The organism is Celeribacter sp. ULVN23_4, from assembly GCF_054788345.1.
The window spans coordinates 721,264-737,080 of record NZ_JBTVYO010000001.1; the positions used below are offsets into that span (position 1 = coordinate 721,264).

The window sequence follows — 15,817 nt, forward strand, 5'->3', positions numbered from 1 at the left end:
TCTCTTTGCTTATGATATTGCCCCTCTCCGCTTCGGCGGAGGGTCTGCGCATTGCCGCATGGACGGTCGAATTGTCCCGCAAAGGGCCGGGCCTCTTGCTCCAAGACATTATAGGCGGCAATGATCCGCAAGTACTCACGGCCCAGAACCACATCCGCGCCCTATCCCCAGACATCCTGCTTTTGACCGGCTTCGACACGGATCTCGACGGGCATGCCCTCCGCGCGTTCTCTGATGCGTTGGACTATCCCTATCTCTTCACGAAGCCCGGCAATTCAGGTCGCCCCACCGGACGTGATCTCGATAAAGACGGTCGGCTCGGAGAACCTGAAGACGCGCACTCCTATGGCGCTTTCACAGGTCAGGGCGGCATGGCGCTCTTGTCGCGGCTTCCGATCCTCTCGGAAGATATCCGCGATTTCTCCGAGATGCTCTGGCGCGATCTGCCGGGAGCAGACCTGCCCGACGGTTATTTCGATAGTGATGATCTTGCCGTTCTCCGCCTCTCTTCGCACGCGCATTGGGACATCCCAATACTGTGGCAAGACACTGAGCTGCATCTTTTCGCCTATGCCGCGACTTCCCCTGTTTTCGATGGGCCAGAGGACCGCAACGGGCGGCGCAATGCGGATGAGACGCGGTTCTGGTCGCTTTATCTCGACGGGGCACTGCCGTATCCGCCCCCAGATGCACCCTTCGTGATTCTCGGGGACAGCAATCTCGATCCGGCAGATGGCGACGGGAGACGCGCGGCGATGCAGTCCTTGCTGGATGATCCGCGCCTGATCGACCCGATGCCGCGCTCAGAACACGGGGCGCTGATGGCCAACCCGGATCACCTCGGCGACCCCGCCCTTGATACCGTGGATTGGTCCGATCCGACGCCCGGCAACCTGCGGGTCGACTATGTCCTCCCCTCCTCCAATCTGCGCGTGACGGATGCGGGCCTCGCATGGGTTGCCCCCACAGGGGAAACTGCCTTTCGCCATGCGCTTGTCTGGGTCGATATCGCCGGGTTTCCTTGACGCAAAGACCGCCAACCGTTACCCCATGCCAACCTTAGAAAAACAAGGACTCGACGCGATATGAGCACGCCTTCTCTTCTTATTCTCCCTGGTGATGGTATCGGCCCCGAAGTGATGGCCGAAGTGGTCAAGATCATCGACTGGTACGGCGAAAAACGCGACCTGAAATTCGATGTCACGATGGACCTCGTTGGCGGCGCAGCCTACGATAAATACGGCGTGCCGCTGGCCGATGAAACCATGGCGAAAGCCCAGGAAGTGGACGCTGTGCTTCTCGGCGCCGTTGGTGGCCCGAAATACGACGTGCTCGATTTCTCCGTGAAGCCGGAACGCGGCCTCCTGCGCCTGCGCAAAGAGATGGACCTCTTCGCGAACCTGCGCCCGGCGCAGTGTTTTGACGCTCTGGCCGACTTCTCCTCACTGAAAAAAGACGTGGTCGCCGGTCTCGACATCATGATCGTGCGCGAGCTGACCTCCGGCATCTACTTTGGCGAGCCGCGCGGCATCATCACCGAAGGCAATGAGCGCGTGGGCATCAACACCCAGCGCTACACCGAGTCCGAGATTCGCCGCGTCGCGATTGCCGCTTTCGAGCTGGCCATGAAACGTAACAAGAAGCTCACCTCGATGGAAAAGGCCAACGTGATGGAATCCGGTATCCTCTGGCGCGATGTCGTCAACGAGGTTGCCGCGGATTACCCCGAGGTCGAAGTGGGCCACATGTATGCCGACAACGGCGCCATGCAGCTGGTGCGCGCGCCGAAACAGTTCGACGTGATCGTGACCGACAACCTGTTCGGCGACATCCTGTCCGACTGCGCCGCAATGCTCACCGGCTCGCTCGGCATGCTGCCCTCCGCCTCCCTCGGCGCTCCGATGGCGAACGGTCGCCCGAAAGCCATGTACGAACCGGTGCACGGCTCCGCGCCGGACATCGCGGGTGAAGGCAAAGCGAACCCGATCGCCTGTATCCTCTCCTTCGCCATGGCGCTGCGCTACTCCTTCAACGAGGGCGAAGAAGCCACGCGTCTGGAGAAAGCCATCGAGAAAGTGCTCGCCGACGGCGTCCGCACCGGCGATCTTCTGGCCGACGAAGGTGTGACCCCGGTCTCCACCTCCGGCATGGGCGATGCGATCATCGCGGCGCTCGACGCCTCGCTGTAAGCTGAGAACACAAGTCATGCGAAAGGGCGTCCCACGGGGGCGCCCTTTTCATGTCAGCCAGTCAAAGCGCATCAATCGAACAGATCGAAAATATCCTCTGCCACATCAAACAGACGATGCGCCGTAGATTTGCGCTTCTTCTTTTTCTTCTTCGGCTTGTCCGGCTTTGAGCGATAGGCGGATTTTGCCTTCTTCCCTTTCGCCAGACTGCCATCCTCTCCGTGATCCACACGCAAAGATTTCATGCGCGACAGCGGCGCACCACAGCTGGAACATTTCAATTCGTGGCGGGCTTCGTCGAGCGACAAAATAGCCTTGCTGCCACAATAACAACAGGTTGCGGATTTCCGAGTGCGATACATGAGGTACAGATGGGGGCATTCTTGCCGTAAGACAAGATGATCGGGGTGCCCCCCGTTGAAAGCTTCTCGATGCGTGATAGCGTGATGCCGTCAGCAAACGGAGCTCACCACATGAACATCACCGGAGCCTTCTACGCGCTCGCCGCCTTCGCGGTCTTTTCGACACATGACGTCGTGATCAAGTTTCTGGGCAGTCATTACACCCCGTTCCAGATCATCTTTTTCTCCACGCTGTTCTCCTTTCCGCTCGTGATGTTCATGCTGATCCGCGACCGCAACCCCGGCCATTTGCGCCCCGTGCATCCGTGGTGGACCCTGTTTCGCACCCTTGCTGCGATGACCAACACTGTGTCCGCCTTCTATGCCTTCTCCGTTCTTCCGCTGGCTCAGGTCTATGCCCTGATCTTCGCCACCCCTCTGGTGATCACGATAATGTCGATCCCCATGCTCGGCGAACGTGTCGGCTTTCACCGCTGGGCCGCCGTCTTGCTTGGTCTTGTCGGCGTGATGATCGTTCTCCGCCCCGGCGGCACGGAATTGACACTTGGCCATGCGGCGGCGCTGTCCTGTGCCTTCTTCGGAGCCTTCGCCTCCGTCGTCGTCCGTAAAATTGGCCGCGAGGAACGCACGGAAGTACTCATGCTCTATCCGCTCATCGCGAATTTCTTCGTCATGGGGCTGGCGATGACCTTCTTTTACAAACCTCTGCCGATTCTCGATCTCGGCGGAGTCGCGACCGTCTCTCTGCTCGGCTTCACCGGCGGGGTGATCCTGATCCTCGCCTATCGCGCCTCCGAGGCCGCCATCGTCGCCCCCATGCAATATTCCCAGATCATCTGGGCCACGATCTTTGGCTATTTCATCTTCGGGGAAACCGTGGACAAAGCGACCGTGATCGGCGCAGGAATCATCATCTTGTCCGGCCTCTACATCGTCTTCCGCGAGTCTCGCGGCGGCCATTCCGAGAACACGCCAGTACTCAGAACACGCTCGCGCGCCTCTTCGGCAATGTCCTTCCGGATCGCCCCTTTCGTGCGCCGTGCAAAACTCCGCTAAAACGCATCAATTCGCTCTTGCAAAACCTTTCCGCGCCCTATATTCCGCCCGTCACGGTCGGAGCGTAGCTCAGCCTGGTAGAGCACTGTCTTCGGGAGGCAGGGGCCGGAGGTTCGAATCCTCTCGCTCCGACCAATTAAATCATGTAGAGTTCACTGAACTCTGCCTTTATGGCACTGAATCTTTCCTTTCTTTACAAGTATTCGCCTCCCGCACGTCTCTATGACGTCTAAGGGTGGACGGAAAGCGGCGCGCAAACGCGCCTGCTGTGAACAGCTCAGTGTACGTGGTGAAAGCGAACTGTCGATTGCCACTCGATTTTTCGGGACAAGAGTTCGGGAATGCGTCGATCTCATACACTTCGCTAGTTGGATATTATCGCTAGGATTGGCTGGCTTCTTCGATTTGGGCGGATACTGTTGAAAAAGTCGGTTTGTTTTGTGGGATTTTCACGCTGCTGGAGACATAGCAGCCGTTTGGTCCCGGCTTTCGCCAGTTGGTTTGCCGGAGACCGGCTATTTTGACCTTTCAGGTCATACGCTGACCTCCTTTTGGACGCACCGCGGGCGAAGCTTTGCGAGTTTTCGGAGGTTCTGGGCGATAGCGGCGAGAAGGAATTCGTCCTTTGCGCCGTTCGGTCCTCGAAGCCTGAGCCGCGTGAGGTTCAGGATGCGCTTCAGGTGAGCGAATAGCATCTCGACCTTTTTCCTTTTGTCCCGTGAGATCTTGTAGGCTTTGGTCTTGCGGTATGCACGGGCGAACTCGCGTGCTTCCTCGTGCGGCTCGCGGGTCACGTATCGCGCATCGGCTTTCGGACAGCAGATGTCCTTGGATGGGCAGGTCTGACAGGTGGCCTTCAGAGCGCGGTATTTCTTTCTTCCACCGGTAGCCTTACCTCGGTTTGGATCGGAATAGTTGCGTCTGAATTGTTTCAGCGCCTGGCCCTCGGGACAGATGTACTGGTCATTCTTTTCGTCCCATTCGAAGTCGGATCTGGAGAAGGTGCCATCGGTGCGCTCCGACTTATCGATGACAGGGATGAACGGAATGATGCTGCGCCTTTCGACCAGCCAGCCGAGGTTCTCGGCATTGCCGTAAGCTGTGTCAGCAGCCAACCACTCCGGCCGAATGCCGAACCGTTTCTCGGTCCGATCAAGCATCGTGCGCGATGCACCCACCTCGGCTTGCCGAATGGCGCGCGTGGCTTCAACATCCATGATCACCGAGCTTTTGGTGTCGATCAGGTAGTTGGTGGCATAGGCGAAATAGGGACGGCTTTCATCTGCGCGGGTCCATTGCGCCGCAGGATCGGACTTGGCGACGAACTTCGGCTGGACTGGGGAGGCAGCTCCGAAGGCAGCGTTATCGAGGGTTTCGAGATATTCTTGCGCTGCCCTGTTGCCTGCTTTGCGCGCGACATCTGCGTTCCAATCGCTTGCAGCAATCGACCGGGTCTTATTCGCGTCCGCCGGGATCAGGCTGGCATCGACGGCAAAGCCCTCGCCCGACACCAGGTCCTCCCTCAGACACCGCTCAACCGTGGCTTCGAACACCTGTCGCAGCAGATTGCTTTCGCGAAACTTGCCATGGCGATACCGCGAGAACGTCGAGTGATCCGGGACCTTCCCCTCCAAGCCCAGCCGACAGAACCACCGATAGGCGAGGTTCAGATGGACCTCGTCGCAGAGCCGCCGCTCCGACCGGATCCCGAAGCAATAGCCGACCAGAAGCATCCGGATCAGCAGCTCCGGGTCGATCGAGGGACGCCCAAGGGAGCTGTAGAAGGGACGCAGTGCCTCGCGCAGAGTGTCACCATTCAGGAACAGGTCGATCTCGCGGAGCATGTGGCCCGCAGGCACGTGCCGCTCCAGATCGAAATCATAAAACAACTGCGCCGGTGCGTCCTGAGTGCCCATCATGACGAAATCCTCCAATCCCCTCATATTCGAGTGAATCAAAGGACTTGCCGCGCTGCAACAGAGACTTTTTCAACAGCATCGGCGGGAAGCGGTAGTTCGCCGCGCCTTGGATGAACGACGGCTAAGGTCACGTGGCGGTCCTCGTCACTGATGCTTCTTTGCACTGATTGGTACTGTTCGATCACGCCTGATCAAGAGGCGGCGTCTTCAACAGACTGCCGACACCAAAAGCTGGGAAAACATTGAACTCAATTCCACATTGGGGTGTAGTGCGGGTGTGATTACTCAGGCGAAAGCAGCTTTAAACCATGGTAGATTTTTCAAAACTGTCTCGGCCAAAGTCGAAGTCAGCACCAACCGACCCCATTGATATATTTAAGAAAACACCAAATACAGGCGGTGCTCCCAATGATCTTTGGAAGGGCCAGGCGGACGCCCTTGCGGCATGGAATGAAGCGCGCAAAGAAAAGGACAATCTGATAATTCTCAACACGGGCGCGGGTAAGTCCATTGTGGGGTTAATGGCAGCCCAGAGTCTGGTCAATGAAGGCGTGGAGAACGTTCTCTTTGTTTGCAGTACGATTGACCTCGTCGAACAGACTGCGCGCGAAGCTGAGAAGCTCGGCCTAAGCTATACTACAAGGACTGGTGGCAGTTATTCCAACGATGGATTCGAAACAGGTAAATCATTCTGCATAACGACCTACCAAGCGCTCTTTCTATCGACTTCCCCCTTTAAGAAATTCCAACTTGGTGGGATAGTTTTTGATGATGCTCACGTATCGGAAAGACTGATCCGAGATAGCCTCACTGTGTCCGTTTCGGCTGCCGATCATGAAGACTTATACAGCCGACTAGTCGAAATCGTCCGGCCAGAGTTCGAGAATATTAAGAAGGGGGACCATCTAAAGTTTGTTGTCGACGAGGCATCCGGCGGGACTACGCTATGCCCCCCTATGACAGCAGCAAGAAATTCTGCTGCAATCATCGAGGCCTTCAAAGCCTACGATTATCGGAAGCACAAAGATCTTCTGTTCCCGATGATTCAACTTTACGAGCACATTGCTTGCTGCGCAGTCTATGTGTCCTCCCGTGAGGTTGAGATTTGCCCACCATTCATTCCGAATGCTCACTTTGAGCATGTCGTGAGCTGCCCAAGGAGAATCTATCTGTCTGCAACGTTGGACTATCCAACTGACTTCATAAGAGCATTCGGAACCTCCAAAGTTAACAGAATCGAGCCCAACAATGATGCTGGCAACGGTGAACGGGTTATCATACTTGGCTCTCTGCTCGAGGACCCTGACGGAAAAATAGATTTGGCCAACCGCCTGAAGGTGGAATCGAAAGTCCTCGTTTCTGTACCCAGCTATAGAAAGGCGGGGGTATGGAAAGAAGTGTGCAAGCCGCCTTTGGTGGACGACTTCTCAGAAGCTCTGAATGATTTCCGCAATAGTGAAACAGGTGCATTCTGTTTGGTGTCTCGGGTCGACGGAATAGACCTTCCACAAAATACTTGTAGAATTATGATCATCGATGGGAGCCCAAGTGGCTCCAACTCTCAAGAACGCTATCAAGTTGAGGCTCTGCAAATGTTGAGCCAAAACGCTACAAAAACGTCAACTCGTCTGACGCAGCTTCTGGGCAGAATTAACCGTGGACGAAGTGACTACGGGGCGTTCATTATATACGGCCACGACCTGAATACGTGGTGCAAGAATGATAGAAATATCGCTCTACTCCCGGCGTTGATTCGAAAACAGTTCCTGTTGGGAGCAAGTTTGCAAGACCAGATAGGTGAGAAAAGCAACGAGCAACTGGTTGAGCTGTTGAATGACATCCTTGGAAAGGGTGAAAGTAAGGTTCGCGACAAAGCTTGGCTGGATTTTTATGGTGAAACTATCGATGGCTTAGAGGTTAGTGAAGACTCAATAAACTTGGTACGAGAGCGAGAGGACAAGCTGGCAACTGGCGCGTCGGCGGAAAGTGAGTTCATGAGCTACCTTTGGCATGGGGATAGTCAAAGGGCTAGACAATCTCTCATGTCAGTTGTCGACAATATTGCACCCGTCGACTCAAAGCTCGCAGGTTGGTATGATCTCTGGCTTGGTATGACCTACGAAATGGATGGAGATTTGGGGTCCGCCTCGACGCACTACTCACGGGCCAGATCAAGGCTTACGCCAAGGCTCAATGTTCCTCTCATTAGTAAGTTCGACACCGAGCAGGGAGAACTGGACGCCGAGAACCCTGTGCAACGGAAGTTGGCGGACTTGAACATGAAGGCCGGGAACCCGTTCTCGAATTACGCGGCCTCACTTAGACGTAATATCTCAATCGTAGGAAATCGATCAAAGTCGTCCAATGAAAGGGAAGAAGCTTGCCGCGTCATTGGTGAACTCCTCGGCTTTGAAACGGCTAGACCTGACAATGTTTTCAAGAAGGGGCCAGACGTCGTCTGGAGCTCGGAAGAGACCAAGGAGCTTATCGCGTTCGAGCTAAAGACCCAAAAAAAAGAATGTGATACGACATACAAGAAAGACGCAGTTGGGCAATCTCTTAATCATATTGAATGGCTGCAAGAGCATTATGATGGATACGACTTCAGCGGAGTGATCGTGCTGGGCCCTCTGGGTGTCGTGAGCGGCAACGCCTCTCCGGGCGATCATCTGTTCCTAGCCGAACCAGATGAGTTCTGTGAGGTATGCAACGGCTTTGTGGCGCGTATCGACGATCTGGTTGGCAGGACGCAGCTTGAACGTTGGCACATGCTGAAGGAGCTCGGCATGCTTCCAGAGTATCAGATTGGCGGTTTGTCGGCTGCGTTCTCGCGCAGACTACTCAAGTCTTTTATGTGAAAATCTAGTCGATGTAGTTGGCAAAAGGTGAAGGACCATATTTTAGAGGTCCTTCACAGTCCGGTCTCCGCAGCTCAGTCCGCGCCGCTGTTCTTTGCCTGCCGATCAATGCTGCACGATGCTATAAATGACCGCTTCGGGATGCAGCACCATCGCGACGGGTGACGCGTCGAACGGCAGGTCTGGGCCGATATGCGACCATCCGTCATTTTGGACGGGAAGCGGAAGTTCGCTGCAGTTGTTCGTATCAAGTATCAGAAGGTCAGAAGTAGCCGTTCAGCGACCGAAAACATCCAACCACTCTTGCTGCGCTATTCAACCGAGGGCAGGATTGTGCGGTCGTGCTGGTCAAGCGAAACATTTCATCCAGCCATTGTTTCGCTGCAAGGCAGCTCTTAAACATAACATTGAAGCGCAAGCAGAGTGTCGAGGAGCCTATGGGGCAAAGTATTGCAATTTTAATTGGAAACACTCTGTACAAAGAGTTGTCCAACCTGGCTTGCTGCTCGAACGACGTAGCAAAAATGCGTGAAATCCTAACGGCAACTCAAAAGTTCAGCCAAATTGTCGATTTCGTAGACCAACCAATTTCGCAAGTTAAAGATAGAATACGTCAGTTAGCTGATCAGGAAGAAGCAATCGAAGAGGTTTTCTTCTATTTTACTGGGCACGGCCTGTCGAATTCCGATGATTTCTATATGTGTTTTGAGGGGTTTAAGGAGACTTCGCCAAACTTAACCGCGCTGTCCCGGACAGATGCACATGAGATTATTCGACAATTCAACGCTGAGCTTTCGGTTTTTGTAATTGACGCCTGTGAGGCGGGGCGTAACCTGATAAAAAATGACTTACGGGTGCTCACTTCTGAGCTGAAGACGGGGTTTTCGAACTTCGTCCAATTTTCCTCCTGCACCGAAACCCAGTTTTCGCTCGCGGGGGACAAAATCAGCCTTTTCACAGATCAGTTTATTAAGGCCTGCCTGCAAAAGGAAGAAGGCATCATATACTACTCGGATGTAGAAAACGCGTTGAGAGACGCGTTCTTGCACCAAGACGGGCAAACTCCTCACTTTATTCGCCAAGGCACGTCACAGGAGAAGTTTTGCAACGATGCGAGCCGACTCGATGAGCTTCGAGAGATGCTTTCTGATAGACTTGGAACTCAACAAGAAGTATCCGCGCCCCCTGTGGCAGTTCTTGATCTCGCCAAAGCTGCAATCCAGAGGATAGAGGCCCAAGTGCCTACAAAAGAGAAAGCGCAGGCATTTATCAACGGCGTTTTTGACGAGACCTTGGGGGATTCCAACCTCACGCCGGAAGTGACTGAATTCTTCGAAATTCGAACTGTCAAGCACGATGATTTTGATTATGTGCAGAACAAGCGAACAGTCGTAGGCTTGCTGGAACGTCGAGGGGGCTCTGACTCATTCGTTGAAAGCGACGTGGAAAGAAAGAAAAAGCGACAACCATTCAGCGGACTTGGCTTCAATGCACTCGCAGCGCTTGGCATGCCTGACGACTACGATGAGACCTATAACTTGTTCAATCGCTGCGGGCTGGAAGCAGTCCACGTTGGCATTTACTTCGAACCTAAATTTATGGCCCTTAGTCGGGTGTTTTCAGAGATTGTTTTTTTACCACGCCTGACGGAGTGTTTGATACTGACGTGCAATTCCAAAGAACGCCGATCCGGCTGGGGTTCTTTCAACGAGTACGAAGGTACCAAGAAGTGGAAGTGGTCTCACCATGCTTGGTCGGATGATCCAGCTGATGTTGCTCAGAGGTACGTGTCAGACCCATTCGAATACACCAAAGAATACATTCACTCATTTGGGACAAGTGAGAGTTGAATGGGATGTGCTCTTGCCACTCGAACTCCGAATGTTCTGCGCGATGAACGAATGGCCGCAATAAGTGTACAGTGGCGCGGTATCCGTCGATCATTGAGCGTCAGCTTTGGGCCGCTTTCCCCATCCCCCCTCAATGGAAATCTCGGCTTGGAAACAATCGCTTAGCCTGCTCCCTCGGATGACGGGCACGGGGCGGGTAGCGCGGCGGTCGTGGCGCGTCGTCGGCTTGGGGCTGTGTGACGCCGATGGCATCGTCGAGCGGATGGCCCAGCTCCGAGAGCTTGTGCGACAGGTCTTCGATGTGATCGGCGATGAGGTGAACAACAATACCCTCGCGCTCCAACCGCCCTGTAACGCGCAACAGCCGCCCGCCCATGACGGTGCGGCGGAAACGCTCGTAGACCTTGGGCCAGACCACCACATTTGAGACGCCGGTTTCGTCTTCGAGCGTCAGGAAGATCACGCCCGAGGCTGTGCCGGGGCGTTGCCGGGTGATGACGAGACCGCAGACGGTGGTGCGGATGAGCGGCGCCATTGGCAGGCGGTCGTGCGGCGTCAGGCCGGGGAGTGACGGACGCAGAAGCTCCATTGGATGGGCGCGCAGCGTCAGGCGCAGCGCGACGTAATCCTCCACCACTTCCTCGCCCAAATGCATGTTGGGCAGGCTCACTTCGGGTTCACGAATGCCCTCACCATCGAGCGGGTCGGAGAACAGCGGTAGCGGCTTCGGGGCGCGAATGGCGCGGACCTGCCACAACGCATCGCGACGGGTCAGCCCCATGCCGATGAAGGCGTCGGCCTCGGCCAGTCGTTCAAGCACGGAGGGCGCGACACCGGCGCGGAGCCAGACGCTTTCCGGGTCTTGATAGCCGTTGCCACGCGCCGCTGTGATCCAGCCTGCATCCTCTTCGCGAAAGCCTTTGATTTGACGAAATCCAAGCCGAAGCGCCAGTGCCCCGTCGGCGCGGCGCTCCAACTGATTGTCCCAGTCGGAATGGTTGACGCAAACGGGCCTTACCTCGACACCATGGTCCCGCACATCGCGCACGATCTGCGCCGGGGCATAGAACCCCATCGGTTGGGAGTTTAGCAAGGCACAGGCGAAGACCGCCGGGTGGTGGCATTTGAGCCAAGACGACACATAGGTCAGCATGGCAAAGGCCGCCGCGTGGCTTTCGGGAAATCCGTAATCGGCGAAGCCTTCGATCTGCCCAAAACAGGCCTCCGCGATCTCTTGGCTGTAGCCATTCCCCATCATGCCGCGCACGAAACGGTCGCGGTGTTCGCCGATGGTGCCCATGCGCCGGAAGGAGGCGAGAGAACGTCGGAGTTTGTCGGCTTCTTCGGCGGTGTAGCCCGCGCCGACGACGGCGATCTGCATCGCCTGTTCTTGGAAGAGCGGCACGCCGAGGGTCTTGCGCGTGACCTCTGCGAGCGCAGGGCCAAAGGGTTCGGGTGCCTCCAATCCCTGACGCCGTCGAATGTAGGGTTTGACCATGCCGCCTTGAATGGGGCCGGGGCGCACAATCGCGACCTCGATCACCAGATCGTAAAACGTGGCGGGTTTCATGCGTGGCAGAAAGTTCATCTGCGCCCGACTTTCGACCTGAAACACCCCCACCGCATCGGCGCGTTGCAGCATCTCATAGGTCGTGCGGTCCTCTTGCGGCACCGTTTCGAGGGTCAGGCGGGTCTTTTCATGCGCGTCTAACAGATCAAAACTCTTACGCAGACAGGTGAGCATCCCGAGACTGAGAATATCGACCTTGAGAATGCCAAGCGCGTCGATGTCGTCCTTGTCCCATTCGATGCAGGTGCGGTTTTCCATCGCTGCGTTCTCGATGGGGCAAAGCTCGTCGAGACGCCCGCGCGTGATGATGAACCCACCGACATGCTGGCTCAGGTGGCGCGGAAAGCCGATGATCTCGCCGATGAGTTCAATCGTTTGCGCCAACCGCCGGTCTTTGGGATTGAGGCCCAGTTCTTTCGCCCGCTCCATATCCGCGCCGGAATTGGTCAGCCCCCAGATGTCGCCCGAGAGCCGCGCGGTGAGGTCTTGGGAAAGGCCCATGACCTTGCCCACTTCGCGGATCGCGGCGCGGGTGCGGAAATGGATGACGGTGGCACAAAGCCCCGCGCGGTGGCGGCCGTATTTCTCATAGATCCACTGGATCACCTCCTCGCGGCGCTCGTGTTCGAAATCCACGTCAATGTCGGGCGGCTCGCCACGATGACGGGAGATAAAGCGTTCGAACACCATACCGATCATGTCAGGCGACACGTCTGTGATGCCCAGAAGGTAGCAGAGGATCGAATTGGCCGCCGAGCCGCGCCCTTGGCAAAGAATGCCGCGAGCACGGGCCTCCCCAACGATGTCATGGACGGTGAGAAAATAGGGTGCGTAACCCAACTCGCCGACGAGGCTCAGTTCTTTTTCCATCAGATCATGCACACGTTGTGACGCGCCATGAGGATAGCGGCTTTTGATCCCCTCGCGCGCCAATCGGTCGAGCCGGGTCTGAGGTGCCTCGCCCTTCGACATCTCGTCGGGATATTCATAACTCAGTTCCGAGAGATCAAACCCGCAGCGTGCGTCGATCTCCAAGGTTCGTTTGAGCGCGGCTGGGTGATTGCGATAGAGCCGTGCCATATCAGAGGCACCTTTAAGACGGCGTTCCGCATTGGGCAGGGCGCGCGTGCCGATCCGATCGATGGTCAGCCCTTCACGCAGACAGGTCAGCACATCGGCGAGCCTGCGCCGCCGCCCGTGATGCATGAGCACATCGCCAACCGCCACCATCGGGGTCGAACACCTGAGTGCCAGCGCGGCGCAGGCATCGAACCACGCCTGATCGGAGCCGTCATAGCGCGGCGCTGCCCCGAGAAAGACGTGACTTGGGTAACGGCGTTGCAAGCGCTGAAGGGCCGGTTGAGCATGGGATAGGTCTTTTGGTGGCAGGGCAATGAGGATCATCCCCTGACATCCGACCTCTAGATCGCGCAGATCGAGATGACACTCGGCCTTTTCCGCTCGCCGCTTGCCCAAGGTCAAAAGCCGCGACAGACGATGATAGGCGGCGCGGTCCGTGGGCAGCGCCAGCCATTCGACGGAACTGTCGCGCAGCACAAGTCGGCTGCCGACGATGAGCTTCGGCAGCTTTGGAGTTAGCGGGATGGGGAGGTCTTGCGGCGCCCCAATCTCTTGTCGTGAACAGGGATCGACCTGATGGGAGGAGCGCACGCGAAGCTGTGCGGCGACCTCTTCGCGGAGTGTCTTGAGCGCCGAATAGGCCCGCACAACGCCCGCGAGCGTGTTGCGGTCGGTGATGGCCACGGCCTCTAACCCCAGCTCTGCGGCGCGCAGCATGAACTCCTCAGGATGCGAAGCGCCTGTGAGAAAGGTGAAGTTCGAGGTGACGCACAGCTCGGCATAAGAGGCGGGCTGGGGATGAGTATTTGGGGCATAAAGGAAACTCATGCGAATTCCCCCTGCACGAACCAGCCGGGGTTTTGCGGCGTGTGATAGAGCCAGAGGCGGCGTCCTTCGCGGGTCTCGATCCGCCAGTAATCCCGCACACCGGAGCGCCACGCGTCATCCGGCAGCCACCATTCCGGCGCGATGCGCTCGGGGCCGATGGCGCGCCCGGTGGTCAGCGACATGCGGCGCCAGCGGAACCGTGCGGGCGGCTCTGCACCGTATCCTGCTATCGGTTCGGGCGGGAACAGGCGGATAGGGCGTGGGCGCAGGCAGGACCATGCGCTGTCAGGCGCGCTGAAGGCGGCGGGCGCGATGGAAAAGCTGCGCTCGAGGATATGGCTGTCGGCGGGGAGGAAGCGTTGGATGTTTTCCAGCCCGATGCGCGTGCCGATGCGGGTGACCAGGTCGTTGAGCTGATCGGGGGACGTTTGCGCGCTGCCGATATGTTGCACGGAGAGCGGTTCGACCTGTGTGGCTTCCAGCCGGATCTGATCGATGCCAAAGCCCGCGTCCACCTCGCTCACCCCGCGCTCGAACAAAGGCAAAATCCGATGCGGGTCGCGCATCGGCGCGGCGAGGCGCAGCTCGACTTGTTGGTTGCCCTGATCGACGCGGCGCAGGGTGAGTGTCAGGCGGCGCGCGCCCATTTCATAGCGGTTGAGCTTGTCACAGAGCGGGGTCAGAAGCCGCGCGGTGAGGCCCATCACGTCTTCGGTCAGGCCGATGGGCTCCGGCAGGCTCATGCGGGTCGCGAAGCGCGGCGGCTCGGTCTCGGGCATGACGGGTTCGGGGATGTGGCCCATGGCTTGGTCGAGGCGCAGCAGCAGGTCAGGGCCAAAGCGACGGGTCAGCGGGGCACGGGCCGCTTCCGCCAGATCGCCAATGCTGCGCAGGCCGAGGCGTTGTAGGGCTGTGACCATTGCTTCGTCCAGACGCAGCGCGGCCACCGGCAGATCGGTGAGGGCTTCCTCTCCCGTCCCGTAATGCGCAAGGGCCCAAGCCGCGCCTCGGGTCTCGGCGCATCCCAAGCGAAGCGTCAGCCCGGCCCGCATCGCACGGGCTTGAATATCCGCGAGCATCTCCGCCTCGCCGCCCCAAAGATGGGTCGATCCGGTGACATCCAGCACCAGCCCGTCCACCCCATCGCGCCCCACCCAAGGGCAATAGCGCGTCGCCCATCGACGCAGCATGGCGAGAAACCGGGCATCGAGATCGGGGCGCGCGGGCTGGCTGATCAGGTCGGGGCAAAAGGCGCGGGCGTCAGCAAAGCTCATACCGCGCGTCAGGCCAAGCCGTTCAGCGGTCTCATTGAGGCAATAAATCCGCTCGGTGTTGTTCGACTTGAGCGTGATCACGAAGGGGCCATCAACTGGTCGCGCGCGCAGAACCCGGTCGCTCGCCAACCGGGGAAACCACATGCACACGACGCGTTTTTTGATCCCATCGAACATTCCATGCCCCAAGCGTTCCTGATTTGTTCTTTTTAATTTCCCATCGCATCAGAGTCGAGGCTTCGCTGTGTGTGTCAAAGATCGGCGCGGCATGCCAACGGGTCTCGGCGGCATTCGACCCCATGCCTTCGGGGATCAGGCAAAGCCCCGTGGCGCCGCCCGCCTTGGCCGCGAGTTGCAACCGCCGTCCCTCGCGCAGATTGAGAGGGCGGGTGATCTCAATAACGACAAAGGGCAGCGCGCCGTCTTTGAGGGCCTCTTCGGCCACGGCGAGCGCATCGGTCTGATCCTTGGGGCGGGCCAGCAGCAGGCGCGCCGGGTCGAAGATCGGCAAAAGCCCCTGCGGGGTGAGCGTGTCAGAGAGCCAACTTTCACGGATCCACAAGCACGCCCCCGCAGTAGCCATGGCGGCAAAGCTCATGGAACCGGGGCCATAGACCTCATGCACCCGCGCACGGCGCAGTGGAAAGACGGTGTGAATATCGACTCGCATGAATGGAACGTAATGGGAACATCCGCATTCGGCAATTGGGCCTAAATTGGGAGGCGATGTCCAACATGACGCTCAGCGCCAAACAGGGCTGACACATCCCAGAACACATGGTACGCAGACCTATGACTTAGATTTTCCATCTCGCTCGCACGCCAACACGG

Annotated in this window: 10 protein-coding genes and 1 tRNA gene; 6 read left to right on the forward strand and 5 right to left on the reverse strand. The window is 57.6% G+C overall.

From position 1 onward, the window contains the following. The first annotated feature begins 11 nt into the window (after nt 1-11). Both ACYBHZ_RS03590 and leuB read left to right on the forward strand, forming a co-directional pair. The gene (locus ACYBHZ_RS03590) at nt 12-1,025 is read left to right on the forward strand and encodes an endonuclease/exonuclease/phosphatase family protein (protein ID WP_460272820.1); all 1,014 of its coding nucleotides are present in this window, start codon (nt 12-14) and stop codon (nt 1,023-1,025) included. A 60-nt stretch (nt 1,026-1,085) separates the two neighbouring features. Next, a complete protein-coding gene (leuB, locus tag ACYBHZ_RS03595) occupies nt 1,086-2,189 on the forward strand; it encodes a 3-isopropylmalate dehydrogenase (protein WP_460272821.1) in 1,104 nt (367 codons plus the stop codon). Nucleotides 2,190-2,260: 71 nt separating this feature from the next. Here leuB and ACYBHZ_RS03600 read toward each other — a convergent pair whose 3' ends face one another. After that, nucleotides 2,261-2,434: a hypothetical protein gene (locus ACYBHZ_RS03600; protein ID WP_460272822.1), complete on the reverse strand. Its 174-nt coding sequence runs from the start codon at nt 2,432-2,434 to the stop codon at nt 2,261-2,263. A gap of 228 nt (nt 2,435-2,662) precedes the next feature. Between ACYBHZ_RS03600 and ACYBHZ_RS03605 the strand changes: the two genes are divergently transcribed. Together ACYBHZ_RS03605 and ACYBHZ_RS03610 are read left to right on the forward strand one after the other, a co-directional pair. Continuing rightward, nucleotides 2,663-3,607 (forward strand): DMT family transporter, encoded by a 945-nt coding sequence (locus ACYBHZ_RS03605; RefSeq protein WP_460272823.1) that lies wholly within the window; start codon nt 2,663-2,665, stop codon nt 3,605-3,607. 58 nt (nt 3,608-3,665) lie between these two features. After that, nucleotides 3,666-3,742 (forward strand) — tRNA-Pro (locus tag ACYBHZ_RS03610). Nucleotides 3,743-4,140: 398 nt separating this feature from the next. Here the strand turns inward: ACYBHZ_RS03610 and ACYBHZ_RS03615 are convergent. Then, nucleotides 4,141-5,526 carry an IS1182 family transposase gene (locus tag ACYBHZ_RS03615; RefSeq protein WP_460272824.1) on the reverse strand — a complete coding sequence of 462 codons (1,386 nt, stop codon included), beginning with the start codon at nt 5,524-5,526 and terminating at the stop codon, nt 4,141-4,143. Nucleotides 5,527-5,834: 308 nt separating this feature from the next. On the opposite strand from ACYBHZ_RS03615, the gene ACYBHZ_RS03620 reads away from it, so the two are divergent. Further along, complete coding sequence (locus ACYBHZ_RS03620; protein ID WP_460272825.1) at nt 5,835-8,384, forward strand: DEAD/DEAH box helicase family protein; 2,550 nt, start codon at nt 5,835-5,837, stop codon at nt 8,382-8,384. A gap of 437 nt (nt 8,385-8,821) precedes the next feature. Next, nucleotides 8,822-10,234, forward strand: coding sequence for a caspase family protein (locus ACYBHZ_RS03625; RefSeq protein WP_460272826.1), 1,413 nt, complete (start codon nt 8,822-8,824; stop codon nt 10,232-10,234). Nucleotides 10,235-10,364: 130 nt separating this feature from the next. On the opposite strand, the gene ACYBHZ_RS03630 is transcribed toward ACYBHZ_RS03625, so the two are convergent. Genes ACYBHZ_RS03630 through ACYBHZ_RS03640 form a run of 3 tightly spaced genes read right to left on the reverse strand, consistent with a single transcriptional unit; the run spans nt 10,365 to nt 15,656 of the window. Then, complete coding sequence (locus ACYBHZ_RS03630; protein WP_460272828.1) at nt 10,365-13,712, reverse strand: error-prone DNA polymerase; 3,348 nt, start codon at nt 13,710-13,712, stop codon at nt 10,365-10,367. After that, complete coding sequence (locus ACYBHZ_RS03635) at nt 13,709-15,163, reverse strand: Y-family DNA polymerase (protein ID WP_460272829.1); 1,455 nt, start codon at nt 15,161-15,163, stop codon at nt 13,709-13,711. The genes ACYBHZ_RS03630 and ACYBHZ_RS03635 overlap by 4 nt, the downstream gene beginning before the upstream one ends. After that, the gene (locus ACYBHZ_RS03640) at nt 15,078-15,656 is read right to left on the reverse strand and encodes an ImuA family protein (RefSeq protein WP_460272830.1); all 579 of its coding nucleotides are present in this window, start codon (nt 15,654-15,656) and stop codon (nt 15,078-15,080) included. Before ACYBHZ_RS03640 ends, ACYBHZ_RS03635 begins: the two co-directional genes overlap by 86 nt. Nucleotides 15,657-15,817 lie beyond the last annotated feature (161 nt).

What these genes read in the sequence shown, in the direction of transcription:
- ACYBHZ_RS03635 (WP_460272829.1), bottom strand. Translation starts at nt 15,163, where the DNA reads ATGTTCGATGGGATCAAAAAACGCGTCGTGTGCATGTGGTTTCCCCGG.
- ACYBHZ_RS03625 (WP_460272826.1), top strand. Translation starts at nt 8,822, where the DNA reads ATGGGGCAAAGTATTGCAATTTTAATTGGAAACACTCTGTACAAAGAG.
- leuB (WP_460272821.1), top strand. Translation starts at nt 1,086, where the DNA reads ATGAGCACGCCTTCTCTTCTTATTCTCCCTGGTGATGGTATCGGCCCC.
- ACYBHZ_RS03600 (WP_460272822.1), bottom strand. Translation starts at nt 2,434, where the DNA reads ATGAAATCTTTGCGTGTGGATCACGGAGAGGATGGCAGTCTGGCGAAA.
- ACYBHZ_RS03640 (WP_460272830.1), bottom strand. Translation starts at nt 15,656, where the DNA reads ATGCGAGTCGATATTCACACCGTCTTTCCACTGCGCCGTGCGCGGGTG.
- ACYBHZ_RS03605 (WP_460272823.1), top strand. Translation starts at nt 2,663, where the DNA reads ATGAACATCACCGGAGCCTTCTACGCGCTCGCCGCCTTCGCGGTCTTT.
- ACYBHZ_RS03590 (WP_460272820.1), top strand. Translation starts at nt 12, where the DNA reads ATGATATTGCCCCTCTCCGCTTCGGCGGAGGGTCTGCGCATTGCCGCA.
- ACYBHZ_RS03630 (WP_460272828.1), bottom strand. Translation starts at nt 13,712, where the DNA reads ATGAGTTTCCTTTATGCCCCAAATACTCATCCCCAGCCCGCCTCTTAT.
- ACYBHZ_RS03620 (WP_460272825.1), top strand. Translation starts at nt 5,835, where the DNA reads ATGGTAGATTTTTCAAAACTGTCTCGGCCAAAGTCGAAGTCAGCACCA.
- ACYBHZ_RS03615 (WP_460272824.1), bottom strand. Translation starts at nt 5,526, where the DNA reads ATGATGGGCACTCAGGACGCACCGGCGCAGTTGTTTTATGATTTCGAT.